The organism is Ruegeria sp. BE10 (genome assembly GCF_056538905.1).
This window is the reverse complement of record NZ_JBQFTX010000004.1, coordinates 15,015-38,170: the sequence shown is the minus strand read 5'-3', so window position 1 is coordinate 38,170 and position 23,156 is coordinate 15,015. Positions and strand designations below refer to the sequence as shown.

At 58.7% G+C, this 23,156-nt stretch carries 25 protein-coding genes; 10 read left to right on the top strand and 15 right to left on the bottom strand.

Going from position 1 to position 23,156, the window contains the following annotated elements; genetic code table 11:
* Nucleotides 1-33: 33 nt before the first annotated feature.
* The gene (locus ACR0M2_RS10520; RefSeq protein WP_480663916.1) at nt 34-1,119 is read right to left on the bottom strand and encodes a polyamine ABC transporter substrate-binding protein; all 1,086 of its coding nucleotides are present in this window, start codon (nt 1,117-1,119) and stop codon (nt 34-36) included.
* 140 nt (nt 1,120-1,259) lie between these two features.
* Here ACR0M2_RS10520 and ACR0M2_RS10515 point away from each other — a divergent pair, with 140 nt between their 5' ends.
* Together ACR0M2_RS10515 and ACR0M2_RS10510 are read left to right on the top strand one after the other, a co-directional pair.
* Nucleotides 1,260-1,943 (top strand): GntR family transcriptional regulator, encoded by a 684-nt coding sequence (locus ACR0M2_RS10515; RefSeq protein WP_480704994.1) that lies wholly within the window; start codon nt 1,260-1,262, stop codon nt 1,941-1,943.
* A 75-nt stretch (nt 1,944-2,018) separates the two neighbouring features.
* Nucleotides 2,019-3,416 carry an aspartate aminotransferase family protein gene (locus ACR0M2_RS10510; RefSeq protein WP_170351094.1) on the top strand — a complete coding sequence of 466 codons (1,398 nt, stop codon included), beginning with the start codon at nt 2,019-2,021 and terminating at the stop codon, nt 3,414-3,416.
* 109 nt (nt 3,417-3,525) lie between these two features.
* Here ACR0M2_RS10510 and ACR0M2_RS10505 read toward each other — a convergent pair whose 3' ends face one another.
* Both ACR0M2_RS10505 and ACR0M2_RS10500 read right to left on the bottom strand, forming a co-directional pair.
* A complete protein-coding gene (locus ACR0M2_RS10505) occupies nt 3,526-3,789 on the bottom strand; it encodes a hypothetical protein (RefSeq protein ID WP_480663920.1) in 264 nt (87 codons plus the stop codon).
* Between the two features lie 576 nt (nt 3,790-4,365).
* Nucleotides 4,366-5,664, bottom strand: a complete 1,299-nt coding sequence (locus ACR0M2_RS10500; RefSeq protein WP_480704992.1) for a lytic murein transglycosylase — start codon at nt 5,662-5,664, stop codon at nt 4,366-4,368.
* Between the two features lie 111 nt (nt 5,665-5,775).
* Between ACR0M2_RS10500 and ACR0M2_RS10495 the strand changes: the two genes are divergently transcribed.
* The gene (locus ACR0M2_RS10495) at nt 5,776-6,162 is read left to right on the top strand and encodes a DUF1801 domain-containing protein (protein WP_480663924.1); all 387 of its coding nucleotides are present in this window, start codon (nt 5,776-5,778) and stop codon (nt 6,160-6,162) included.
* Here ACR0M2_RS10495 and rnr read toward each other — a convergent pair.
* The 3 genes from rnr to dapE are packed head-to-tail and all read right to left on the bottom strand — an operon-like array spanning nt 6,153 to nt 10,177.
* Nucleotides 6,153-8,411, bottom strand: coding sequence for a ribonuclease R (rnr, locus tag ACR0M2_RS10490; RefSeq protein WP_480704989.1), 2,259 nt, complete (start codon nt 8,409-8,411; stop codon nt 6,153-6,155). The two genes, ACR0M2_RS10495 and rnr, sit on opposite strands and share 10 nt — an antisense overlap.
* Nucleotides 8,412-8,458: 47 nt before the next feature.
* A complete protein-coding gene (locus tag ACR0M2_RS10485) occupies nt 8,459-9,034 on the bottom strand; it encodes a TIGR04282 family arsenosugar biosynthesis glycosyltransferase (RefSeq protein ID WP_170351099.1) in 576 nt (191 codons plus the stop codon).
* Nucleotides 9,035-9,037: 3 nt separating this feature from the next.
* Nucleotides 9,038-10,177: a succinyl-diaminopimelate desuccinylase gene (gene dapE, locus ACR0M2_RS10480; RefSeq protein ID WP_480704988.1), complete on the bottom strand. Its 1,140-nt coding sequence runs from the start codon at nt 10,175-10,177 to the stop codon at nt 9,038-9,040.
* A 209-nt stretch (nt 10,178-10,386) separates the two neighbouring features.
* Between dapE and ACR0M2_RS10475 the strand changes: the two genes are divergently transcribed.
* Nucleotides 10,387-11,445, top strand: coding sequence for a transporter substrate-binding domain-containing protein (locus ACR0M2_RS10475; protein WP_480704986.1), 1,059 nt, complete (start codon nt 10,387-10,389; stop codon nt 11,443-11,445).
* Here the strand turns inward: ACR0M2_RS10475 and ACR0M2_RS10470 are convergent.
* The gene (locus ACR0M2_RS10470; protein ID WP_170351102.1) at nt 11,442-11,786 is read right to left on the bottom strand and encodes a hypothetical protein; all 345 of its coding nucleotides are present in this window, start codon (nt 11,784-11,786) and stop codon (nt 11,442-11,444) included. The two genes, ACR0M2_RS10475 and ACR0M2_RS10470, sit on opposite strands and share 4 nt — an antisense overlap.
* A gap of 349 nt (nt 11,787-12,135) precedes the next feature.
* Here ACR0M2_RS10470 and ACR0M2_RS10465 point away from each other — a divergent pair, with 349 nt between their 5' ends.
* A complete protein-coding gene (locus ACR0M2_RS10465; protein WP_480704985.1) occupies nt 12,136-12,678 on the top strand; it encodes a hypothetical protein in 543 nt (180 codons plus the stop codon).
* Nucleotides 12,679-12,814: 136 nt separating this feature from the next.
* Here the strand turns inward: ACR0M2_RS10465 and dapD are convergent, their stop codons facing one another.
* Together dapD and ACR0M2_RS10455 are read right to left on the bottom strand one after the other, a co-directional pair.
* The gene (dapD, locus tag ACR0M2_RS10460; protein WP_170351104.1) at nt 12,815-13,642 is read right to left on the bottom strand and encodes a 2,3,4,5-tetrahydropyridine-2,6-dicarboxylate N-succinyltransferase; all 828 of its coding nucleotides are present in this window, start codon (nt 13,640-13,642) and stop codon (nt 12,815-12,817) included.
* Nucleotides 13,643-13,750: 108 nt separating this feature from the next.
* Nucleotides 13,751-14,668 (bottom strand): threonine/serine dehydratase, encoded by a 918-nt coding sequence (locus ACR0M2_RS10455; RefSeq protein ID WP_170362789.1) that lies wholly within the window; start codon nt 14,666-14,668, stop codon nt 13,751-13,753.
* 79 nt (nt 14,669-14,747) lie between these two features.
* On the opposite strand from ACR0M2_RS10455, the gene ACR0M2_RS10450 reads away from it, so the two are divergent.
* A complete protein-coding gene (locus tag ACR0M2_RS10450; protein WP_170351106.1) occupies nt 14,748-15,590 on the top strand; it encodes an LOG family protein in 843 nt (280 codons plus the stop codon).
* Nucleotides 15,591-15,593: 3 nt separating this feature from the next.
* Nucleotides 15,594-16,691, top strand: a complete 1,098-nt coding sequence (locus ACR0M2_RS10445) for a cystathionine gamma-lyase (protein ID WP_480691200.1) — start codon at nt 15,594-15,596, stop codon at nt 16,689-16,691.
* Here the strand turns inward: ACR0M2_RS10445 and ACR0M2_RS10440 are convergent.
* Nucleotides 16,686-17,075, bottom strand: coding sequence for a hypothetical protein (locus tag ACR0M2_RS10440; RefSeq protein WP_170378199.1), 390 nt, complete (start codon nt 17,073-17,075; stop codon nt 16,686-16,688). The genes ACR0M2_RS10445 and ACR0M2_RS10440 overlap by 6 nt on opposite strands.
* Nucleotides 17,076-17,222: 147 nt before the next feature.
* Between ACR0M2_RS10440 and ACR0M2_RS10435 the strand changes: the two genes are divergently transcribed.
* Both ACR0M2_RS10435 and ACR0M2_RS10430 read left to right on the top strand, forming a co-directional pair.
* Complete coding sequence (locus ACR0M2_RS10435) at nt 17,223-18,140, top strand: DnaJ C-terminal domain-containing protein (RefSeq protein WP_480691204.1); 918 nt, start codon at nt 17,223-17,225, stop codon at nt 18,138-18,140.
* A complete protein-coding gene (locus tag ACR0M2_RS10430; protein WP_170351110.1) occupies nt 18,137-18,481 on the top strand; it encodes a hypothetical protein in 345 nt (114 codons plus the stop codon). Before ACR0M2_RS10435 ends, ACR0M2_RS10430 begins: the two co-directional genes overlap by 4 nt.
* Here ACR0M2_RS10430 and ACR0M2_RS10425 read toward each other — a convergent pair whose 3' ends face one another.
* The 5 genes from ACR0M2_RS10425 to ACR0M2_RS10405 all read right to left on the bottom strand — a co-directional run bounded on the left by ACR0M2_RS10425 (nt 18,482) and on the right by ACR0M2_RS10405 (nt 21,978).
* Nucleotides 18,482-19,108, bottom strand: coding sequence for a cytochrome P460 family protein (locus ACR0M2_RS10425; protein WP_170413991.1), 627 nt, complete (start codon nt 19,106-19,108; stop codon nt 18,482-18,484).
* Nucleotides 19,109-19,342: 234 nt separating this feature from the next.
* Nucleotides 19,343-20,530 carry a dual-specificity RNA methyltransferase RlmN gene (rlmN, locus tag ACR0M2_RS10420; RefSeq protein ID WP_170378193.1) on the bottom strand — a complete coding sequence of 396 codons (1,188 nt, stop codon included), beginning with the start codon at nt 20,528-20,530 and terminating at the stop codon, nt 19,343-19,345.
* A gap of 79 nt (nt 20,531-20,609) precedes the next feature.
* A complete protein-coding gene (locus ACR0M2_RS10415; protein WP_170362802.1) occupies nt 20,610-20,987 on the bottom strand; it encodes a lysozyme inhibitor LprI family protein in 378 nt (125 codons plus the stop codon).
* 123 nt (nt 20,988-21,110) lie between these two features.
* A complete protein-coding gene (locus ACR0M2_RS10410) occupies nt 21,111-21,278 on the bottom strand; it encodes a hypothetical protein (RefSeq protein ID WP_170351114.1) in 168 nt (55 codons plus the stop codon).
* Nucleotides 21,279-21,444: 166 nt separating this feature from the next.
* On the bottom strand, nt 21,445-21,978 hold the full coding sequence (locus tag ACR0M2_RS10405) for an invasion associated locus B family protein (protein ID WP_170351115.1): 534 nt from the start codon (nt 21,976-21,978) through the stop codon (nt 21,445-21,447).
* A gap of 178 nt (nt 21,979-22,156) precedes the next feature.
* On the opposite strand from ACR0M2_RS10405, the gene ACR0M2_RS10400 reads away from it, so the two are divergent.
* Complete coding sequence (locus tag ACR0M2_RS10400) at nt 22,157-23,155, top strand: asparaginase (protein WP_480704982.1); 999 nt, start codon at nt 22,157-22,159, stop codon at nt 23,153-23,155.
* Nucleotide 23,156 lies beyond the last annotated feature (1 nt).

The window sequence follows — 23,156 nt, the reverse complement described above, 5'->3', positions numbered from 1 at the left end:
GGGCGGGCCAATCCGCCCTGTGCAGATAACCGGTCAGGTGCCCGATTTGATCTTGGTCCACAGACGGGTCACCACCCGTTGTGTTTTCGACGGGTATGGCGTCGTGATGTAGAGATTCTGCATGGTAGCATCATCAGGATAGATCGCCGGATCACCGATCACGTCTTCTACAAGAAACTCCTGTGATGCCTTGTTGCCATTGGCATAGTAAACGTAGTTCGATGCAGCGGCCATGTTATTGGCATCCAGAATAAAATCCAGGAACTTGTGTGCACCTTCTGGGTTCGGAGCATCCGCCGGAATTGCCATCTGGTCGAACCACATCAACGAGCCTTCGGCAAATGGGTGGTATTCAATGTTGACACCGTTGTCAGCCTCTGCTGCGCGATCGCGTGCCTGAAGAATATCGCCCGACCAGCCGACGGCTACGCATATATCTCCATTGGCCAACGCGTTGATATATTCCGAACTATGGAACTTTTGGATGTGAGGGCGGACGCTAGTCAGAACCTCTTCGACTTTCTTGATGACGTCAGGATCGTGGCTATCTGGATCTTCGCCTATGTACTGCAAAGTCATTGGTATCATCTCGGCTGGCGCGTCCAGGAAGTGAACCCCACATGAGGCCAGCTTTTCCATGTTCTCAGGCTTCAGCACCAGATCCATGCTATTGAGGGCGACGTCATCACCCAGCGCTTCTTTGACTTTGTCGACATTCACGCCGAGTCCAGTGGTGCCCCACATGTAGTTTATCGAATACGCGTTGCTGGGATCATAACCCGCGGTGCGTTCCTGGATTACGTCCCACAGGTTGCCCGCGTTGGACAGTTTGGACGAATCCAACTCCTGAAATGCACCAGCCTGTATCTGGCGCTGAAGGAATGTTCCGGACGGCACCACAACGTCATACCCCGAACCACCGGCCAACATCTTGGTTTCAAGAACCTCATTGCTGTCGAACACATCATAGATCAGCGTCAGGCCGGTTTCTTCCTCGAACTTGGACAGCAGTTCCTCATCGATATAGTCGGACCAGTTGTAAACACGCACCTCTTCGGCAAAGGCCGCCGAAGTCCCCAGCGCGATGACCGCTGTCATGGTCAGCGTTTTGATTGTCATTTTCTTCTCCCTGCAAGTGTACGGGTATAATCCCGTTTTTTTGGATTTGATCAAGTTTTGCGTTTTCCCCCGATCCCGCGTATGGTTTCACGAGGCCTGAAACCTGGCAAGACATCATCACTGGAAACGGGGCAAACCAATTGGATTTGATCAAAAATAAGGCATTCAGCGCGAAGGTAGAGACCGAAAAACGACCCGCGCACGAACAGGTCTATCAAACCCTCAAAGCGCAGATCATGTTCGGCGACTTGGTGCCGGGACAGCCCGTCACGATACAGGGGCTGACTGATTCGCTGGGGGTGGGAATGACCCCCGTGCGAGAGGCGATTCGCCGCTTGATCTCGGATGGCGCGCTGGTGTTTCAGGGCAACCGAAGGGTCAGCGTACCGCTGTTGTCGGCGGGAGATGTTGAACAGATGATATTTGCCAGAATTTCAATAGAATCAGAGCTTTCAAGCCGCGCGGCTGCGAATATGAACAGCGCGGATATCGATAATCTTGAACGGATCGATCAGCGGCTTGACCGCACAATCGCGGATGGCGACGTCAGCGGTTATCTGCATCTGAACCACACGTTTCACGAAACCCTCTATTCCTACGCTGACGCCCCAATTCTGCTTGATCTGACCGAGCGGCTCTGGCTGAGATTCGGGCCGTCTCTGCGTGTGGTCTGTGGCCGTTTCGGCACGCAAAGCCTGCCGGACCGGCATAAAGACATTATCACCGCGCTGCGCGCAAAAGATGCGAAAATGGCAGCAAAAGCCACGGCTCAGGATATCGAACAGGGGATGGAACTGATGGCCGACGCCCTGACCGACGGCTAGAAATTGGCGATTCGATTGACAGGGAAAAATTTGATCATATTGTAAATGCCAACCGCTTTTGCAGGAGACGTCCGGATGTCCACCATAACTAATCACATGCCCACCGCTGAATTGCAGGCGCTGGATGCTGCCCATCACATGCACCCGTTCTCGGCCAATGGTTCGCTTGGCCAGGAAGGCGCCCGCGTCATCACCCGCGCCAATGGCGTCTATCTGACCGACAGCGAGGGCGAAGAGATTCTGGACGCCATGGCCGGTCTGTGGTGCGTCAATATCGGCTATGGTCGCGATGAGCTGGCCGAGGTCGCCGCCCGCCAGATGCGCGAGCTGCCGTATTACAACACCTTCTTCAAAACGACCCATGTGCCTGTTATCGCGCTCGCCGCGAAGCTGGCAGAACTGGCGCCGGGCGATCTGAACCACGTCTTCTTCGCCGGTGGCGGATCCGAGGCGAATGACACCAACATCCGTCTGGTGCGCACCTATTGGGCCGAAAAAGGCCAGCCCGATAAAAACATCATCATCAGCCGCCACAATGCCTATCACGGCTCGTCCGTGGGGTCCGCATCGCTGGGTGGTATGGCAGGGATGCACGCGCAGGGCGGCATTCCGATTCCCAACATCCACCACATTAACCAACCGAACTGGTGGGCCGAAGGCGGCACCATGACCCCCGAGGAATTCGGCCTTGCCCGCGCGCGCGAGTTGGAAGACGCCATTCTGGAGCTGGGCGAAGACCGCGTCGCCGCCTTTATCGCCGAACCCGTGCAAGGTGCGGGCGGCGTGATCGTGGCACCCGACAGCTACTGGCCCGAGGTTCAGCGAATCTGCGATAAATACGATATCCTACTGATCGCGGATGAGGTGATTTGCGGATTTGGCCGCACGGGCAACTGGTTCGGCTCAGAAACCGTAGGTATCCGACCGGATATCATGACCATCGCCAAGGGGCTCAGCTCGGGCTATGCGCCCATCGGGGGGTCCATCGTCAGTGATGAGATCGCCAAGGTTATCGGCGGCACCGAGTTCAACCATGGCTACACCTATTCCGGCCACCCGGTCGCGGCGGCCGTAGCGCTGGAAAATCTGCGCATCCTCGAAGAGGAGAAGATCGTCGAACACGTCCGCGACGTGGCCGCGCCCTATTTGAAAGAGAAATGGGAGGCGCTGGCCGATCACCCGCTGGTCGGTGAGGCCAAAATCGTCGGCATGATGGCCTCGATCGCGCTGACGCCGGACAAGGCCAGCCGCGCCAAGTTTGCCTCGGACCCCGGCACGGTCGGCTATATCTGCCGCGACCGCTGCTTTGCCAACAACCTGATCATGCGCCATGTGGGTGACCGGATGATCATCTCACCCCCGCTGATCCTGACCCCTGCGGATATCGACGAGATGTTCGTGCGGATTTACAAGTCGCTGGATGAGGCACATGCCGAAATCATCGCGCAGGGCTTGATGAAGGTGGCGGCATAGGTCGGCGTTCAGAGTAACTACGAAACGCAAGTGGCGGTTGGATTAACAACCGCCCTTAGCTTTGAAGATCCGAGTCTTGCTCTGCCTCATTAGGTTATATGTGACAGAGCTAATTTTCGTCCGGAGAATAGACACTCCGGCTCCAGCTATCATCGTACTCTCCCAAAACTCGGGACAACCCCAATAGTGACACAAAAAGTCGTGCGTAAAAATCCCGCGACATGAGTGGCTCGTTTTCATCCAGCAACTGAACAAGTTTGGCGACTTCTGTGGCAAAGACATCATAGACCTCTTTGTCCGTGGACGTTGGATCCAACGTCCAGATGTCGTGTTTGTCATAGTACTGCGCTGGTTGTGGTGTGTCTTCGGTCATAGTGCGGCCTCATCATTTGAGGCACACTTGGGATTGATGAAGCTACCGGCAATATACGTGGCGGGTAGTCACAACAAAATGGCGGCCGAGACCATAAGATTCAGACTAAGACACCTCAGTGACGTTAGTGTTTGAAGCCGCCCTTGCATATTCAAGCTGACGAAATCATCCGGCAGTAAATTCGGCACAGTTGGTACGTTCGTACGACGCCGGTCGTGTTTGGCTCGGTTCACCCGTGTCTATACCCTGCGTATCAGTTCCAGCCTCTGTCAGGCGTGCTAGCAGTTTTCAGCGCTAAGCAAAGCTCAGCACACGAGCATTGCAACCGCATCGCGCGGGAATATAAAAATTGTCGCGCGACAAAAAACTTGATTTGATGCATCATAAGTTCAAATATATGAATGCGATCCAGTTTTTTATTACCTCTACTGGCGTCGCGACCCGCTAAACTGCTGGGTCCACCTCCCGTCTATGGTAGTGAGTGCCGGTAGTCGGGAGGTTACTCATCCCATAAAGCCGAAAACTGAGAGAATGTCCGCACCACGCACCTAAACACCGTACAGGACCCGTTCGTTATCACCGCAACCGCTCTAATAGCTTCAAACTGGCATATCCATCCGGGAGCAGCCCCTGCGCCAACTGATACGCGCGGACGGCGTCGGTCGTGTTTGGTCCGGTGCGCCCGTCGATGCCCTGCGTATCAAAGCCAGCCTCGGTCAGGCGGGATTGCAGTTCCTTTTTCTCGGTGAAACTCAGCACCCGGTCACCGCGCGGCCAGTTGGCTTGAAACGGCGCTTGGCCGGCCAGACGGTCGGACAGATGGCCGATACCGATCACATAGGCGTCAGCACCGTTATATTTCTCGATCACGCCGAAATTGTCGAAGATCATCAGCGCCACACCCTGCCCTCCGGCGGGCAATAGAATGGCCGCCTGTCCGTAATCCGGCACCGGCGTACCATTGCGTCCCAACACGCCGCGCGCGGCCCAGTCAGAGGGCATCAATGTATAATCCCGCTTGGCCACGGCATAGTCGAACCCTTGCGGCAAACGTACTTCGACACCCCAAGGCTGACCCTTGGTCCAGCCGTGCCGCGCTAGGTAGGCGGCGGCAGAGGCCAGCGCATCGGTCGGGTCCTCGGACCAGATATCGCGCCGCCCGTCGCCATCGAAATCCACCGCGTGATCCAGGTATGAGGTCGGCATGAACTGTGTATGACCCATCGCGCCCGCCCAGCTGCCGACCATTTTCCCGGCACTGACATCCCCGGCCTGAACGATCCGCAAAGCCGCGATCAATTGAGTTTCAAAGAACTGCGCCCGCCGCGCGTCAAAGGCCAGTGTCGCCAGCGAACGGATGGTCTGATCACTTCCCCTAAACGTCCCGAACGCTGTCTCGAGCCCCCAGATTGCTGTCACAACCTCTTTCTCGACGCCATATTGCGCCTCGATCCGGGTCAGGGTCGCGTGATGGCGTTCCAACCCGGCGCGACCGTTGCGGATTCGCGTGTCTGACACAGCGGCATCCAGATACTCCCAGATCGGTTTTGAAAACTCGGCCTGATTGCGATCCCGTTCGATGATTTTCTTGTCATAGGTTAGGCCCGCCAGCGCCCGGTCAAGCGTCGCGACTGAAATGCCCTGTTGTTCTGCACGTTCGCGGAACGCCCCCAGCCACGCCTGAAACCGCGCGTTTCCTTCGGTTGACACTCGATACTCCTTAGCTGAAGGCCGCACGACCGGTCGGAGGGACACGGTTATATCAGCCGAGGCCAGCTGAAAGGTCTGTGACCCATCCGCTGATTTGTGGGATTCCGCCTGCACAATGGATGCCCATAATGCAGCGGCTATGATGCCACTTACGCATTTACGCATTCCGAAATTCCTGATTACTGCTCGCCCTCAGGATAGCGCAAAGTGAGAGATTCACAAAGCGCTCAAGTCAAAATGCCTGACGCGCCCGGCCAAACCGAATAAGCTGTTGAGATGACACCCTTTGACGATCCAAAAGTTGCCGCGGCATTTGACGCGCTGCCATTTGATGCTCGTGTCGGGGCGCTTGCCCTGCGTGACTTGATCTTTGACACTGCCGCGTCCTTGCCCGACGCGCAGCCTTTGCAGGAATCGCTGCGCTGGGGTCAGCCCGCCTATCTGGCCCCAAAGGGTTCAACAATCCGGATCGGCACGCATAAGTCCGCGCGATTTGCACTGTATGTGCATTGCCAAAGCCGGTTGATGGGTGATTTCACCTCGGCCTTTCCCAGCGAGGATCGGCTGGATGGCAACAGGGCCGTGTTGTTTGACGACCCCGCGCAGATCGACCCGACGCGCCATGGCTGGCTGATTGCGCGGGCGCTGACCTATCACCTCTGACGGCGTTTGCGTTCGACCTTGCGTTTGATCTTGTCTTTCTTGCGCTTGTTGCTAACCGCTTTGCGTCGGGTTGGCCGCCCTTTCGCACCGCGTCCCCGTGGCAGGGCCTGATCGTCAATGGACAACAATTCCAGTTCCAAACCGCCGGTCACAGGCGTCGCCGCGGTAAGACGCACGGTGACACGCTGTCCGATGGCGATGATCAGCCCGGTGTCCGATCCCATCAGCGTCCCTGCCTCACGGTCGAAATGGAAGAATTCGCGCCCGAGTGATCGGACGGGCACCAGACCATCCGCACCGGTTTCGTCCATTTTCACAAAGGCCCCGAACCGGGCGATACCACTGATACGGCCACTGAACTCATTGCCTACGCGCTCGCTGAGATAGGCAGCCAGGTAGCGATCTGTCGTATCCCGTTCGGCCATCATCGAACGCCGCTCGGTGTCCGAAATATGGGTGGCGGTTTCTTCCAGCCGGGCGATTTCATCCTCGGTCAGACCGTCGTCACCCCAACCATGCGCCGTGATCAGCGCCCGATGCACGATCAGGTCAGAATAGCGACGAATGGGCGAGGTGAAATGCGCATAGTTCCGCAGCGCCAGCCCGAAATGCCCGAAGTTTTCCGGGTTGTAATACGCCTGCGCCATCGACCGCAATGTGCTGAGGTTGATCAACTCGGCATCCTCGGTCCCGGCGGCGGCGTTCAACAGCGCATTCAGATGCCGGGTTTGCAGAACCTGGCCCTTGGCCAAATTAAGACCGGCGGCCTGCGCCGTTTCCCGCAGACTTTCCAGTTTCTCAGGCGCGGGCTCTTCATGCACGCGGAACAGCAGCGGGCGGCGCTTGGCAATCAGGGTCTCGGCGGCGGCGACATTGGCGAGGATCATGAACTCCTCGATCAGCTTATGGGCGTCCAACCGGTCGCGGAACGCCACGCTGGTCACTTCGCCCGCGTCGCTGAGGACGATCTTGCGTTCCGGCAGGTCCAGCTCCAGCGGCTGCCGTTCGGCGCGCGCCTTCTTCAGGGCCGCATAAGCGGCGTAGAGCGGTTTCAGAACAGTTTCCAACAAAGGTCCGGTGCGGTCATTCGGGTTACCGTCAATGGCGTCCTGCACCTCGGCATAGTGCAGCGAAGCGGCCGAACGCATAAGGCCCCGCACAAACCGGTGTTCGATCTTGTTGCCGTCTGCGTCGATCTGCATCCGTACGGCGATACAGGCGCGCGGAACGCCTTCGTGCAGCGAACACAGATCGCCAGACAGGCGATCCGGCAACATCGGCACCACACGATCCGGGAAATAGCTGGAATTACCACGCTTTCGCGCCTCCCGATCCAGTGCAGTTCCCGGCTGCACATAAGCAGCAACATCCGCGATGGCGACCCAGATCACATGGCCGCCGGGGTTTTTCGGGTCCTCATCCGCGTGCGCATAACAGGCGTCGTCATGGTCGCGCGCGTCCGAGGGGTCGATGGTCAGCAGCGGCATGTCCCGCAGGTCTTCGCGCCCTTTCAGGCCGACGGGTTTGGCCTTATCGGCCTCGGCAATCACCTTATCAGGGAAATCGTCGGGGATACCGTGCTGGTGGATCGCGATCAGCGACACCGCCTTGGGTGCCGATGGGTCACCCAGCCGCTCGACGATACGGGCGCGCGGCAGACCCATGCGGTTCTTGGGGCCTGCCTGTTCGGCCTCGACCAGTTCGCCATCCTTGGCGCCCAGTACCGCACCGTCATGCACCAGCCATTCGGTCGAGCCGGTCTTGTCGATGGGGACGATCCGTCCACCTTCGGCGCTTTTGCGGAAGATACCGACGATCCTGCGCGGATTGGTTCCGATACGTCGGATCAAGCGCGCTTCGTAGTTGTGGTCTTCTTCATGTACCACCGTCAGGCGAGCCAGAATGCGGTCGCCCTCGCCCAGCGCCGGATCGCTGGCGCGCGCAACGATCAGAACGATGGGTTCAACGCCTTCACCATGCCATTCCAGCGGGCGCGCGAACAGGTCACCATCGGCATTCGGAGCCTTTACTTGCAACACGCTGACCGGCGGCAACCGGTCCGGGTCACGATAGCTGCGCTTGCGCTTTTCCAGATGCCCTTCGGCCTCAAGTTCTTTGAGGATGCGCTTCAGATCAATTCGATCTGCACCCTTGATGCCAAAGGCTTTGGCGATATCGCGTTTCGAGGTCAGGGTGGGGTTCGCCGAGATCCAATCGAGGACCTCTTGCTTGGTAGGGATGCGAGTCATAAGTCCGGCGTATCACGGGGATGCGACGGCGTCATGACTAAAAAAGATCAGGGTTTCAGATCGGCAACCGTGTCCACGTCACGCAGATGATCCAGAAAAGCCACCCGCGTTCCGGGGATTGAGACCAGAGTATCGGCCAGTGCGTGTTCCGTGGACCAGCGTACATCGCGGAACAGGTTCGTGGGCAAAGCCCCATAGCGTTGCGCGCCAACCAGCCAGTAGCCCCCGTCCGGCGCAGGCCCGAACACCATTTGCGTCGAGCCCAGCGCCTTGAACGCCCGCGCAATATGCCCCCGCGTGATGCCGGGAATATCCGCACCAATTAAACAGATCGGACCTTTTGGCATGTCCCGCAACATCCGGCCCATGCGATCACCCAGATCACCGTTCCCCTGTGGCACTCGCAGCAGATCCACCGGCCAGATACGGCTGTTCAGCCCCTCGCGGTCCGGGGAGACCGCCAGGACAATCTGCCAGCGCGGGTCGCGTAACCGCCGGATCAACGACTGGGTCTGATGCCGAAACCACCAGGCTGCGCCGACCATGCCGATATCGCGACCCAGACGAGTCTTTACCCGCCCCGGGCGTGGTTCCTTGACCATGATGACCAGAGTCCGCTGCATGGATCAGGCGAAATAATCCCGCAGGATGCGCGTGTAGATCGCCTTGAGCTGTTCGATCTGCGCCACCTCGACGCATTCATCCACCTGATGCATCGTGCGGCCAACCAGGCCGAATTCGACCACCGGGCAGTGGTTTTTCACAAACCGCGCGTCCGAAGTACCGCCGGTCGTGGACATCTCGGGTCGCAGGCCCGTTTCCGCCTCGACCGCTTGCGCCACCAGATCCGAGAGCGGGCCGGGCGGGGTCAGAAAGCTTTCACCCGAGATTTTGATCTTGATATCGACCTCGACGTCATATGCCTTAGCCACACGCTGCGCTTCGGCCCGCAACCAGTCGCTTAGGCTTGCACCCGAGTGCAAATCGTTGAACCGTATATTCACTGCCCCACGACATTGCGCCGGGATCACATTGGTTGCTGTATTTCCGGTATCGATATTCACAACGGCCAGCGTCGAGGCATCGAAATGATCCGTGCCCTGATCCAACTCATGACTGGCCAGGTCGTGCATCAGCCGCGCCATGGCGGGCAGCGGGTTTTTGGCGCGATGCGGATAGGCGGAATGTCCCTGCACGCCGGTCACCGTGAACCACGCCGTCATCGAGCCACGACGCCCGATCTTCATCATCTCACCCATCGTTTTCGGGCAGGTCGGTTCGCCGACCAGACAGACCGACATCCGTTCATCGGCGCGCTCCATGTAATCCAGCAACGCGGTCGTGCCGTCCACGGCATCACCCTCTTCATCCCCGGTGATGGCAAGAATGACTGCACCGTCTGGTGGCGTGTCTTGCACGAAATCCACCGCCGCTGCCGCAAAGGCCGCCACGCCGGATTTCATGTCAGTCGTCCCCCGCCCATACATCACGCCGTCGCGGATTTCCGCCCCAAAGGGCAGCATGGTCCAGGCGGCTTCATCCCCGACCGGAACAACATCGGTATGGCCATTGAACCCAAAGCTGCGCGCATGGCCCTTTTTGCCCCAGCGCGCGAACAGGTTGGCGACACCCCCGCGATCGACCCGCGTGCAATCGAACCCCGCATCCGACAATAACTTTTCCAACAACACCAGCGCGCCGCCTTCCTCGGGTGTGACCGATGGGCAACGGATTAGGTCCGCTGTCAATTCTACCGGATCTGTCATGGTGAGACCTCTTTGCTTCATTCGGGCGCTGGTTCGCGCACAGATTCAACGAATTGGGCCGATTGCCAACCCCCGCACGCCCGATTCCACGGGCTTTTTTCTGTTTGTATCGCGCCGATACCCCAATAAAACACGGACCTTGACCCCGCGACCACCTTGCCGCACCCGTCAAAATTGCGTTAGAGCCGCGCCAAACAGGTAAACTGACGATGATACGCGCCCTATTCGCACTGATCTGCCTGACCTTCGCCACGCTTGCACAACAAGCCAAGGCGCAGACACTGGACGTCACCACCGTGACCCGCCCTCCGTTTTCCTATGTCGAAGACGGGGCACAGACCGGTTTTTCCATGGATCTGCTGGCGGCGCTGGCCCAGTCGCTGGATTGGGACTATTCGGTCAACCGGGTCGAGGCGTTCAGCGACATGCTGGGTGCGGTGCAGGACGGCACCGCCGATCTGGCCATCGCCAACATCTCTATCACCGCGGCGCGCGAAACGCAGATGGATTTCAGCCAGCCGATCTTTGAGGCCGGTTTGCAGATCATGGTCCCGTCCGAGGCCGCGCGCCGGCCCTCGCTGCTGCATGCGTTGCTGTCGACCGAATTGTTCATCGCCATTGGCCTGGCCTTTGCCATCCTGTTGGGCGGCGGCATGCTGATGTGGGGGTTCGAGCGCCGCTCGCAGCCCTATTTCGACCGCAAATTGAATGAGGCATGGTTCCCGTCCTTCTGGTGGGCGCTGAACCTGGTGGTCAATGGCGGGTTCGAAGAACGCATGCCGCGCACCCCGTTTGGCCGTGTGCTGGGCGTGGTTCTGGTGGTGTCATCCCTGTTCATCGTGTCGGTTTTTACCGCGCGCATCACCTCGGTCATGACGGTGGATGCGATCAGCGGCAACGTGAATTCGGTCAACGATCTGTATGGCAAACAGGTGGGCACGATTTCGAACTCGACCGCCGCCAATTTCCTGAACCGGCGCGAGATCGAGTTTACCGGATATTCCGGTCTGGATGAGATGCTGACCGCCTTCAAGGACAAAGAGCTGGACGCGGTTGTTTTTGACGCGCCGATCCTGTCTTACTATGCCTCGCACGAAGGACGACGGATCGCATCGGTGACCGGCGGCGTGTTCTTGCGAGAGAATTACGGGATCGCCTTCCCGACGGGATCACCCTTGGTCGAGGACGTCAATCAGGCGCTGCTGTCGCTGCGTGAAGACGGCACCTATGACGAGATATACCGCAAGTGGTTCGGGGTTCGGAACTAACCCTGCTCCTCATCGCCGAAAAACGGCGTCATCTGCGCGACTATGACCGCGTTTTCATCCAATGCCCGCTGCATCAGCGCGCGCTCGTCGGCGTCAATGTCATGGCCCTGTGCTTCTCGCTCGGCCAATGTACCATAGCCGGTGACGTCCAGCGGCGCGGTGTCTGCCTGTTTCAGGATCGCCACGGTCTCGCGCACGGCTTCGGCCTCATCCACGCCACTGGCGAAACACATCAGCGCCGCGCCGGTCGCGCCGTCGGGCAGGCCATCGCCATCCTTGCGGCCGATCTGCACAAGCAGGGTATAGACTTGCTGACGCGAGGGTTTCTTTTGCTTTTCCATGGCGCCTGCATTACGGGTGGAACAAGACATGGTCAACTCATAGAGCGACCCGGTAGCAGGGCCTGATTCGACTTGCAGATAAGCGAAGTACCTTACATCAAAGCCAACAGGCTTCCGCCTTCATGCAAAATTGACACATATTGAAAGTAAAAATTTCTCCGCTGGATTGACACGGAAATTTTTGAGAATCCGCATGGTTGAAATCGGTGCAATTCCGCCGACAGCCTGAGTTTATTTGCGCGGAAATTAGCTTACGGCAGCGCCGCATATTTGGGTCGATACGAGGTATGGAATGCGAAATTTAGAATACTCCCACTATTGATCGGTGTTTTTTGAAAAGGAAAGTTCGATGAGTACGTTGTCTAAACTTCTAACTACTGTTGCAAGCGTATCCGTTCTGGCTCTGGCTCCCGTAGCGTTTGTTGCAACAATCGCGTCTACGAACCCTGTGCAAGCTGAAGAGCAAGGCGAAGGAGGCGGTGGCGAAAGCGAAGGCGGCGGCGAAAGCGAAGGCGGCGGCGAAAGCGAAGGCGGCGGCGAAAGCGAAGGCGAAGGCGAAAGCGAAGGCGAAAGCGAAGGCGAAAGCGAAAGCGAAGGCGAAAGCGAAGGCGAAGGCGAAGGCGAAAGCGAAGGCGAAAGCGAAGGCGAAAGCGAAGGCGAAAGCGAAGGCGAAAGCGAAAGCGAAAGCGAAGGCGAAAGCGAAGGCGAAGGCGAAAGCGAAGGCGAAGGCGAAAGCGAAGGCGAAAGCGAAGGCGAAGGCGAAAGCGAAGGCGAAAGCGAAGGCGAAAGCGAAGGCGAAAGCTCAGACGACGGCGAGTCCGACGACAGCGACGACAGTGGATACTCTGGCGGTGAAGGCAGCGTGGTCGAACGGCAAGGCGAAGATCGCTAACCGGTTATATTCTAGTGTTGGTCAGGAAACGAGATCAGACCTCACCTAGCGTGATATCCAGATTGTTTCGATAGCCAAACTTAAACCAGATGAAATGCCCGAACGTCGTTCGGGCATTTCTGTTTGTTCCGACCTGTTAGTCCCGCAACAATTCATTGATCCCGGTTTTCGAGCGGGTCTTTTCATCCACACGTTTCACGATCACCGCGCAGTACAGGCTGATATTGTTCTTTGATGGCATCGATCCGGCAACAACCACCGAATAGGGCGGCACTTCGCCATATGTGACCTCGCCGGTTTCGCGGTCAACGATCTTGGTCGACCTGCCGATGAACACACCCATGCCCAGAACCGAGCCTTCGCGCACGATGCAGCCTTCGACCACCTCAGAGCGCGCGCCGATAAAGCAATTGTCTTCGATGATGGTGGGGCCTGCCTGCATCGGTTCCAACACACCACCGATGCCGACGCCGCCCGACAGGTGTACGTTTTTGCCGATCTGTGCGCAGGACCCCACGGTGGCCCAGGTGTCGACCATGGTGCCCTCGTCGACATAAGCCCCCAGGTTCACGAAAGACGGCATCAGCACCACGCCGGGCGCGACATAGGCGGATTTGCGAACCACGCAGTTCGGTACGGCGCGGAACCCGGCGGTGCGCCACTGATCCTCGCCCCAACCCGCGAATTTGCTGTCCACCTTATCCCACCAGCCGCCGGCCTGCGGACCGCCCGACTGAATCTCCATGTCCTTGATGCGGAAGCCCAGCAGAACCGCCTTTTTGGCCCACTGGTTCACATGCCAGTCGCCGCTGTCCATCTTTTCGGCCACACGCAGCGAACCGCTGTCCAGCGCGTTCAGCGTATCTTCGATCGCCTCGCGTTGTTCGCCAGAGGTGGCGGGGGTGATGGTATCGCGTGCCTCCCAGGCGGCTTCGATAGCGGCTTCCAGTTGCGCGTTGGACATTTGGCGGCTCCCTGCAGAATCTGTTCACGTTGGTGTTGCCTATACGCAAGCAGGGGACAGGCCGCAATGCGACGCAGAATGCGCGCTTTGCGGCTGATTGCTGCAGTTTCAGCCGTTCAATGGGTCCGGCGAGAGGTTCCCGCCACAAACCAGCACCGCCACACGCTCATTGGGTTCCGGCTGATAGGCACCAGACAGCAGCGCAGCCAATGCGGTCGCGCCCGCTGGCTCTACCAGAATCCGATGCGTGCGCCACAGAACCTGCTGGGCTTCGGCGATGGCCTCGTCATTGACCAGAACCGATGCCAGCCCCTGCGCCAGTCCGAAACAGATCGACCCGATCCGCCGCGCGCCCAGCGCATTGGCGGCAATACCCGAAACGGTAACATCCACAGGCTCTCCGGCCTGAAGTGCCGCGTTCAGCGCGCATGAGGTTTCGGGCTCGACCGCCACAACCTTGCGCGCGCCCTGCAACCAGCCCAGTGCGCCTGCAATCAATCCGCCGCCGCCGACGGCAATCAAAACCGTGTCGGCCTGCAGACCCTGCGCCTCCCACTCGGCGAAACAGGTGCCCTGCCCGGCTACGGTTGCGGGCGCGTCATAGGCGTGGATTTGCATCGCACCTGTTGCATCCTCATGCGCTTGCGCCTTGGTCAGCGCGTTAGCGTATTCGCCCGGCACCACGCTCAGATCCGCACCGGTCCGTTCGATCAGCGCGATTTTCGACGGCCCCGCCATTTCCGGCACGAAAATCTTTGCCGGATACCCCAATGCGCGCGCTGCAAAGGCCGCCGCCGCACCATGATTACCGCCAGACGCTGCAACGATACCCGCCTTGGGCACATCCTGGCTCAGCAATGTATTGAACGCCCCGCGCGCCTTGAAACTGCCGGTATGCTGCAGGTGTTCCAGCTTCATCTCAACCGGGTAACCCAACCCCAAGGCCCGGCTTTCCATCACCGGCGTCACCTGCGCATAACCGTTGATCCTGTCGGCGGCCGCCAATATTTCACTCTTCCAATTCATTCTTGTTCTTCCGTGACTGGCACTCTGCCCGCGAACCCTATAGCTGTTTCAAGAACACGCAAGCAGGGAACCATCACTCATGAGAGAAGACCGCCTCAGCCCTTTCCGCGACGCGCAGACCGACCGCTCGACCGCGAGTGAGGTACCGGACACGCCGCAAACGCGCTCACCCGCGTATCGCCTTGCCTTTGCCGATGACGATTTCCTGTGCCGGGATGAGCTGCGCCCGGTTCGCCTGCAGCTGGAACTGCTGAAACCCGAGATGCTCATGACCGAGCGTGAGATCACCTCGACCATCGTCATGTTCGGCGGTGCGCGTATCCCCGAGCCGTCGCAGAAACACACCGCCCGGACCCAGACGCTGGCCAACCTGTCGGAGTACTATGACGAGGCCCGCGAATTCGCCCGGCTGATGACCGAGAAATCCAATGAAACCGGCTGCCGCGAGAACGTCATCGTCACCGGCGGTGGCCCCGGCGTGATGGAGGCAGGGAATCGCGGCGCGCAGGATGCGGGCGGCTGTTCCATCGGCCTGAACATCGTGTTACCGCACGAACAAGCGCCGAACGAATACGTGACCCCCGAGCTCAGCTTCAACTTCCACTATTTCGCCATCCGCAAGATGCATTTCCTGATGCGCGCCCGCGCCATCACCATCTTTCCCGGCGGGTTCGGAACCATGGATGAGCTGTTCGAATCCCTGACCCTGATCCAAACCGGTCGGATGGAGCGCGTGCCCTTCCTGCTGTTTGGCCGCGAGTTCTGGGAAAAGGTTATCAACTGGGAGGCGCTTGCGGACGCGGGCACCATCTCGGACGAAGACCTTGATCTGTTCCGGTTTGTCGACACGGCGCAAGAGGCGGTCGAGATCATCGAGAACTGGGAACCCGCCCCGCCCCGCGACGAAATACCGGGGCGCTGAACCATGGCCCCGAAGACCGGAGAGATGCTGCACCTGCGCGGCAATGCCTTGAACGCGGGTGAGCCGGTGACGCTGCCGCTGACTCAAAGCAGTATGTATCATCTGCCGGGCGTGACGGACGGCCTGCCCACATACGGCCGAGTCGACAACCCCACTTGGGAGCATCTGGAACATGTGCTGGCCCATCTTGAAGGTGCGCCCTGCCTGACTTTTCCGTCTGGCATGGGGGCAATTTCAGCCGCATTGTTTGCAACCCTGAAGGCCGGGTCGCACCTGCTGATTCCGTCGGATGGGTACTATGTCACGCGCGTGCTGGCCGATCAGTTCCTGTCCGGGCTGGGTGTAACGGTCACCGAACGCCCGACGGCCACCTTTACCGAGGGCGGGTTTGACGGCTTTGATGTGGTTTTTGTCGAAAGCCCCTCAAACCCCGGGCTGGACATGCTGGACCTGCCTGCTATCGCCACTGCTGTTCGTGTAGCGGGCGGGATCACGATTGCTGATAACACGACCCTGACCCCGCTGGGCCAGCGCCCGCTGGATATGGGCATCGACGTGGTTGTGGCCTCGGATACGAAAGCCATGGGTGGGCATTCCGACCTGTTGATGGGCCACGTGGCCAGCCGCAATGCACAGATTATGGAACGGGTAGTAGAATGGCGTCGCGTTTCTGGGGCGATCCCCGGCCCGCATGAGGCTTGGCTGTTGCATCGCGGACTGGAAACGCTGGATGTGCGGTTCGACCGCATGTGTTCCTCGGCGCAGGTGCTGGCCGAACGGTTCGCCGTCCACTCGACGGTCAGGCAAATCCGCTATCCCGGTCTGCCTAGCGATCCATCGCATGCGCTGGCCACGGCACAGACGTCGCGGTTTGGGTTCCTGCTGTCGATCACGCTTGAGACCGAGGCCAAGGCCGAGGCCTTCATCAACGCCTGCCCGATGCTGCGTCCCGCAACCTCCTTTGGTGGCGTCCACAGTTCAGCAGAGCGCCGCGCGCGCTGGGGCGACGATGTCGACCCCGCCTTCATCCGCCTGTCTGTCGGCTGTGAACCGGTCGAGGAACTGTGGCAGGCGATTGAAATCAGCCTGAACGCGCTATGATTTCTTCTTGGGCTCACGCAATTCTGTAAACACATAGATCGGCAGCACTATGCTGGCGATCAGCGCCCCCAGCCAAACCAGAAGCGTGGCCGCCAACAGGTTCGAGATACCTCCAACCGTCAACCCGGCAGTGACAAGATCGGTTATCAGCAAGCCTACAAAGGTAACGATCAGCGCGATGCCGCCTTTCAGCGCGGGTGCTTTTTTCTCGCCCAGCTTCAGGATCAGCGGCTCGGCCACCACCTGCACCAGCGTAAAGACGATCACCACGACGATGAAAGAGATCGGCTTGATCGCAAACCCTGACAGCAGCAGCGTGGCCAGTAGCAACCCGATGGCATTGCCGGCCAGCAGGGCCAAGGCGGATTTGATTCTGCGCGTCATGGGGGTCTCCGTCAGAAAATAATTCGAAACGTGCATATGTTAGCAGACTTTCGGGGTTTTGCGAGCGGTTTCAAAAGCCTCTTCCTTTTGGGTCCTTGAAATCGCATGATAAAACCAACCTGTTCAGCCCGACCCGCGAGAGGTGAGATGAGTGACGATCCCTATTCCGCCCTTGGTGTCGCCAAAGACGCCAGCGCCGCCGAAATCAAAAAGGCTTATCGGCGTATCGCCAAGGAATGCCACCCGGATCTAAAGCCCGGCGATGCCGAGGCCGAAGCCAAGTTTAAGGCGGCAGCCGCCGCTTACGACTTGCTCAAAGACCCCGAAAAGCGGGCGCAATTCGACAATGGTGAGATTGACGCCTCGGGTCAGGAACGCCCGCAGCAGCATTATTATCGCGACTACGCCGAGGCCGCCGGGAACCCTTATCGGGGACAGGCTGCAGACCCCGATGACATGTCGGACATCTTTGCCGAGTTCATGCGGGGCCGTGGCGGATACGGCCAGCGCACCCATGAATTCCACGCGCCGGGGCACAATCGAGGCTACAGCCTGCAGATCAGTTTTCTGGATGCGGTTTTTGGGGCCAGCCAGAAACTGACCCTGCCCGATGGCGACCGGATCGAAGTCAAGATTCCCGCTGGCATCACCGACGGCCAAACCATCCGCCTGCGCGGCAAAGGCGATCCGGGCTTTGGCGACGGACCGCCGGGTGATGCTCTAGTGACCGTCTCGGTTGCCAAACACCCCGTCTTCGATCGTCAGGGCGACGACATACATCTCACTCTGCCGATCACGATTGATGAGGCCATTCTGGGCGGCAAGGTCCCTGCACCCACCATCGACGGTGGCGTTAACGTCAGCGTTCCTGCGGGGACCAGCAGCGGCAAGACACTGCGCCTGCGCGGCAAAGGGGTTAAGAAACGCGGCTCAACCGAGCGCGGCGATCAGCTGATCGAACTGACCATCGCGATGCCCGGACAGATCGACGAAGACCTAAAGCAATTCATGGAGACATGGCGCGAGAGCCACAGTTATGATCCGCGTAAAGGAATGCCATCATGACCCGCACTCTGACCGAAGAGCAGCTGATCGCAACCGTCACCCGCCTGACCTCGACCCGGTTGACCGAATACTTGGCCGCCGAGATCGTGATCCCCGAACAAACCGATCAGGGCTTGGTCTATCACAGCCTCGACGTCGCCCGTCTGGAATTGGCCTGCGAATTGCATGAGCAATACGAGATGGAACCCGACGCGCTGTCGATGATGATTTCGCTGATCGACCAGATGCACGGCCTGCGCGCAGAACTGCGCGAAGTGCTGAACGCGGTTGAAGCGCAGCCCGAACCCGTGCGTCAGACCCTGATCGAGGTGATCGGAGCCGCCCGCCTCAAGCGCAGTTGATCAATTGCCGACGATGTATTCTTCGGGCACGAAAAAGGTGTAGTCCCGGTCGGCCACCGCCTCGTGGCAATCATGGCAATAGGCGACCGAATTTGCGCGCGCACCCATCGTGTCCCCGAACAGCGATCCGTCTGGCATCACCATGATATAACGCCAGTCACCCGTGTCGGGGCTTTCGCCTTGGGCCAGTTTTTCCATTACGAACAAAGCGCCGGGATGGATATTGCCTTCATCCGTGACGGTCACGCTGTCCTTGGCCAAAACCGAGCCTTTGGGCAGCTTTTCCCCCTCAGCCAGCGTTCCGTAGTTATGAGCCATGCGATTAGCATAGCTGTTCACATACCGCTGACCATGGGTGGCCGAGATATAGGGCGCATCGTTGAACAATGGCCAGTTCTGATAATTCAGGAGCAAATCCAGCTGTGCAGCGCCATAACCCCGCGCCATGCGCCGCTGCAGGGATTCATAGATGCGCAATGCTTCCTCCTTGGACAAATCCGCTGGATTCTCGATGGCAATATGCGCGTCCTCACCAGTTGATTGCGCAAACCCGTCGGTTGCGGACAACCCCGAAATTGACAGCACTGTCAGTGAGATCGAAAACACACGTTTAAATCGTAAAAACATATGGATGGCCTACCTGTTTCTTAAGGTTCGCCTGAAAGCCGCCTATCATGTTTGAAATAAGATAGCGGCCCTGAACAAACGCGCCACGGCCAGACCACGGCTTTCACCGCTTTGTGCGCAAGAGTGACATGCGCCGATCCAGCCCCGACGCTTAAAACATACCAAATTTCGAATGCAAAGAACAGCAAGGCGAGAATTTATTTATTGTCGACCACTTGGCGACAATAACACGCCTCAGCTTTTCACCCCGGCTTCGGCCTCGATCTGTTTGCGCGATTTTCGGGCGCGTTCCGTGGCCGATTTCAATTGACCACAAGCCGCCATGATATCCTCGCCCCGCGTCTTACGGATGGGTGAGGCGTAACCCGCCTGGTAAATGATATTCGCAAAGGCCCGGATGCGATTGTTCGAGCTGCGCTTGTACGGCGCGCCCGGCCATTCATTGAACGGGATCAGGTTGATCTTGGCCGGGATGTTATGACGCTTGATATGGTCGATCAGGCGATGCGCATCCTCGTCTCTGTCGTTCACGCCATCCAGCATCACATATTCAAAGGTAATCCGTTCGGAATTCGATGCGTTCGGGTAACTGGCCAGCGCACCCAGCAGTTCCTCGATATTCCAGCGCTTGTTGATCGGCACCAACACGTCACGGGTTTCATCCGTGGTGGCATGGAACGAGATCGCCAGCAGACAACCGATTTCCTCAGCCGTGCGCGCGATTTCAGGCACAACACCCGAGGTCGACAGGGTGATGCGGCGGCGCGACAGGGAAATCCCCTCAGGATCCATGGCGATCTTCATCGCGTCGCGGACGTTTTCGAAATTATACAGCGGCTCACCCATGCCCATCAGAACGATGTTCGACAGCAGACGGGTTTCGTCCTTGGGCGCGCCTGGAACCGGCCATTCCTCAAGATCGTCGCGCGCCATCATCACCTGACCGACAATCTCGGCCGCGGTCAGGTTGCGCACCAGTTTTTGCGTACCGGTGTGACAGAAGGAACAGGTCAGCGTGCAACCCACCTGAGACGAGATGCACAGCGTGCCGCGATCTTCTTCGGGGATGTACACGACCTCAACCTCGTGCCCGCCCGCGATACGGCACAGGTATTTGCGGGTGCCGTCCTCGGACACCTGACGCGTAACAACCTCAGGGATTTCGATCACGAAGTTTTCGGCCAGTTGCGCGCGATAGGCCTTGGCCAGATTGGTCATCTCGGCAAAGTCGCGCACACCCCATTGATAAATCCATTGCCAGATCTGACCGGTGCGCATCTTGGCCTGCTTTTCCGGCGTGCCATGTTCGATCAAAACCTCACGCAGCTGGGCGCGGGTCAGGCCGACAAGGTTAATCTTCCCCTCGGGCAATTTGCGGGGGATGGTCATGACATCTTGAGTGATCGGCGCTTTGGGCGACATGTGGCTATCTCAAAGGACTCTGGCTTGGGATGCGCCTCTATATAGGATCGCTGGCAAAGATCAAAAGGAATCGTATCAATCAATTCGCAAAGCGCAGCAACTCGTCCACACGCGCGCGTCCCAGATCGACCCGGCACGCGGTGATGGCGATGCCAGTACCGGACCCTCCGCCATAGGAAGCGCCCACCGCTTCGCACTGCGCATCGCGGTAGCTTGCCCAGGCTGATTGCGAAGCTTCCAAGGCGGGCTGCGCCACCACCCGCTCGGTGATCTCGTCCAACTCTTTGGCCGATTGCATGGCAAATCCGTAGCTCTCCTCCAGCGCCAGACTGACCCGATCTTCCATCTCGCCAACACACGCCCCAATTTCCACCTGAGAACTTGCGTCTGAACATTCCAACGTTGGGTCTGCCAGTGCCGCAGAGGAAAACAACAATATGATCAATACGTACCGCATAACTCGCTCCTGCCAGAGGTTCCCACTGCCGACGGTAGCACGCGAACTACTGCGCCCCAAATACAGATTGGCCGCACCGTCAACGCCGATGCGGCCGAAATCAATGCTATCAGGTAAGCCGCTTCAGATGCCCGCTGGCAGGATATCGCAATCTGCTGCATCCAAAGTTTTTACCGGATCCTCTGGCCCACATTGCTCACCGGATACGGGGTAGGTTTCAGAATCTTTTTCACACGCGCTCAACAACACGGCGACTGCCATCATCAGCGCGACAATAGGCTTATTCAGCATTCGTAAGCTCCTTCTATTCAGCTGAACTAATTAGTTCAGAAATGTCGGGGGCTCGCTTTGATACGGATCAAACTTGCAGACAGACGTGGCGTAAAGCCGACACTTGGCGATTCAAAAAAAGAAAACCCCGCCAAAAGACGGGGTCTCGCGTGTCTTCAGATACGTATCAGTTTGTGCAGCGTTTCTCGGCGTCTTCTATCGCTGCCGTGAAACCCAGCAACGAGAATGTGTCCTTGGTCTGCGTCCCACGCTCGGACCGGGCGGTCAGAACAGCCTCAGTGCCCCGCTTCATCGCTGCAACCACCTTGAGGTCTTCGCCTTCGGTTGCGGGCCAGGCCCATTCGCCTTCGGTGATCAGTTCAAACTCGGTCCCGTCGATTTCAAGATTGACGGTTGAGCCTGCCGCGAACGGATAACCGCCGGTAAAGGTCACTTGCCCCTTCACCTCGGCGTTGGGACGGTAGAACACGAACAGCAGGATATCGCTGCGGCGGACCGAGACCACCCGGCCACCGCGTGTGTTGACGGTTTCCTTGGGTGCAGACACGCTCCAACATTCGGTGGGATCGTCTTCGACGAACACGCTCCAATCGGTTTTGGCTGCCACACGGTTGGTGCTTGACGCCTGCTGAGCGGTTGCCGTAGTGGCCATCCCTGCCATGCACAGGCCCGCGATTACACGGACGAGTTTCAATCCCATCTGTCCAGCCTCCTAGCTCGACCTATTACCTCATACCCATCGGAAAAGCCTGCGCACCCTGCCGGTTCGTCTGTAAGTTGCGTATTCCGATGATTGTCGACATACACACACTAACGCAGGTTTCGCCACAGGCGAAAGGGCGATTGGCAGAATTTTGCGCATATTACGGAGAGGCCTGATGACGCAGCCGGTACCAATGACAGAACTATGGCGCGGCCCCTTGTTGGAAAGCCTGCATCTGGGCCATGCAGTGATCTGCGATGACAGTGGCCAGATCGTACAAAGCTGGGGTGATCCAAATGCGATTATCTACCCCCGCTCTTCTGCCAAGATGATCCAAGGACTGCCGCTGATCACCTCAGGTGCCGCGGCGAAATACGGGCTGAACAGCGAGCATCTGGCGTTGGCTTGCGCCTCACACAGCGGCGCGCATATCCACACTGACCGCGTGACGGCCTGGTTGGACCATCTGAACCTGTCCGAACATGATCTGCGCTGCGGCCCGCAAGAGCCGCAGGATATGGCCGCGCGCGACGGATTGATTCTGGCCGACGACACGCCTTGCCAGATTCACAATAACTGTTCGGGAAAGCATAGCGGGTTCCTGACCGTGGCCCAGCATATGGGGGCCGGGCCGGAGTATCTGGAAATCGACCACCCAGTTCAGCAGGCCTGTCTGTCAGCCATCGAAGAAACAACCGGTGAGGCCAGCCCCGCCTATGGGATAGACGGATGTTCAGCGCCGAATTTTGCCACCTCGCTGATGGGGTTGGCGCGGTCCATGGCGTGGTTTGCCTCGGCCGCCGACCGGTCGGACCGGGCCAGCGATGCGGCGCAGCAACTGACCGCCGCGATGATCAAACATCCCGAACTGGTTGCCGGTGAAAGCCGCGCCTGTACCGAACTGATGCGCGCGATGGAGGGCCGCGCCGCGATCAAGACCGGGGCCGAAGCTGTTTTCATCGCCATCATTCCGGAAAAACGCATGGGCGTGGCACTGAAGATCACAGACGGCACCACGCGTGCCGCTGAATGTGCCATCGCATCCATTCTGGTCCATCTGGGTGTGCTGGAGGCCGAACACCCGGCCACCCGCAAATTCATGAACGCCATTCAGTACAGCCGCCGCGGGCTGGAATGCGGCATCATCAAGCCTGCGCCGGGTTTCCCCGGCTAAG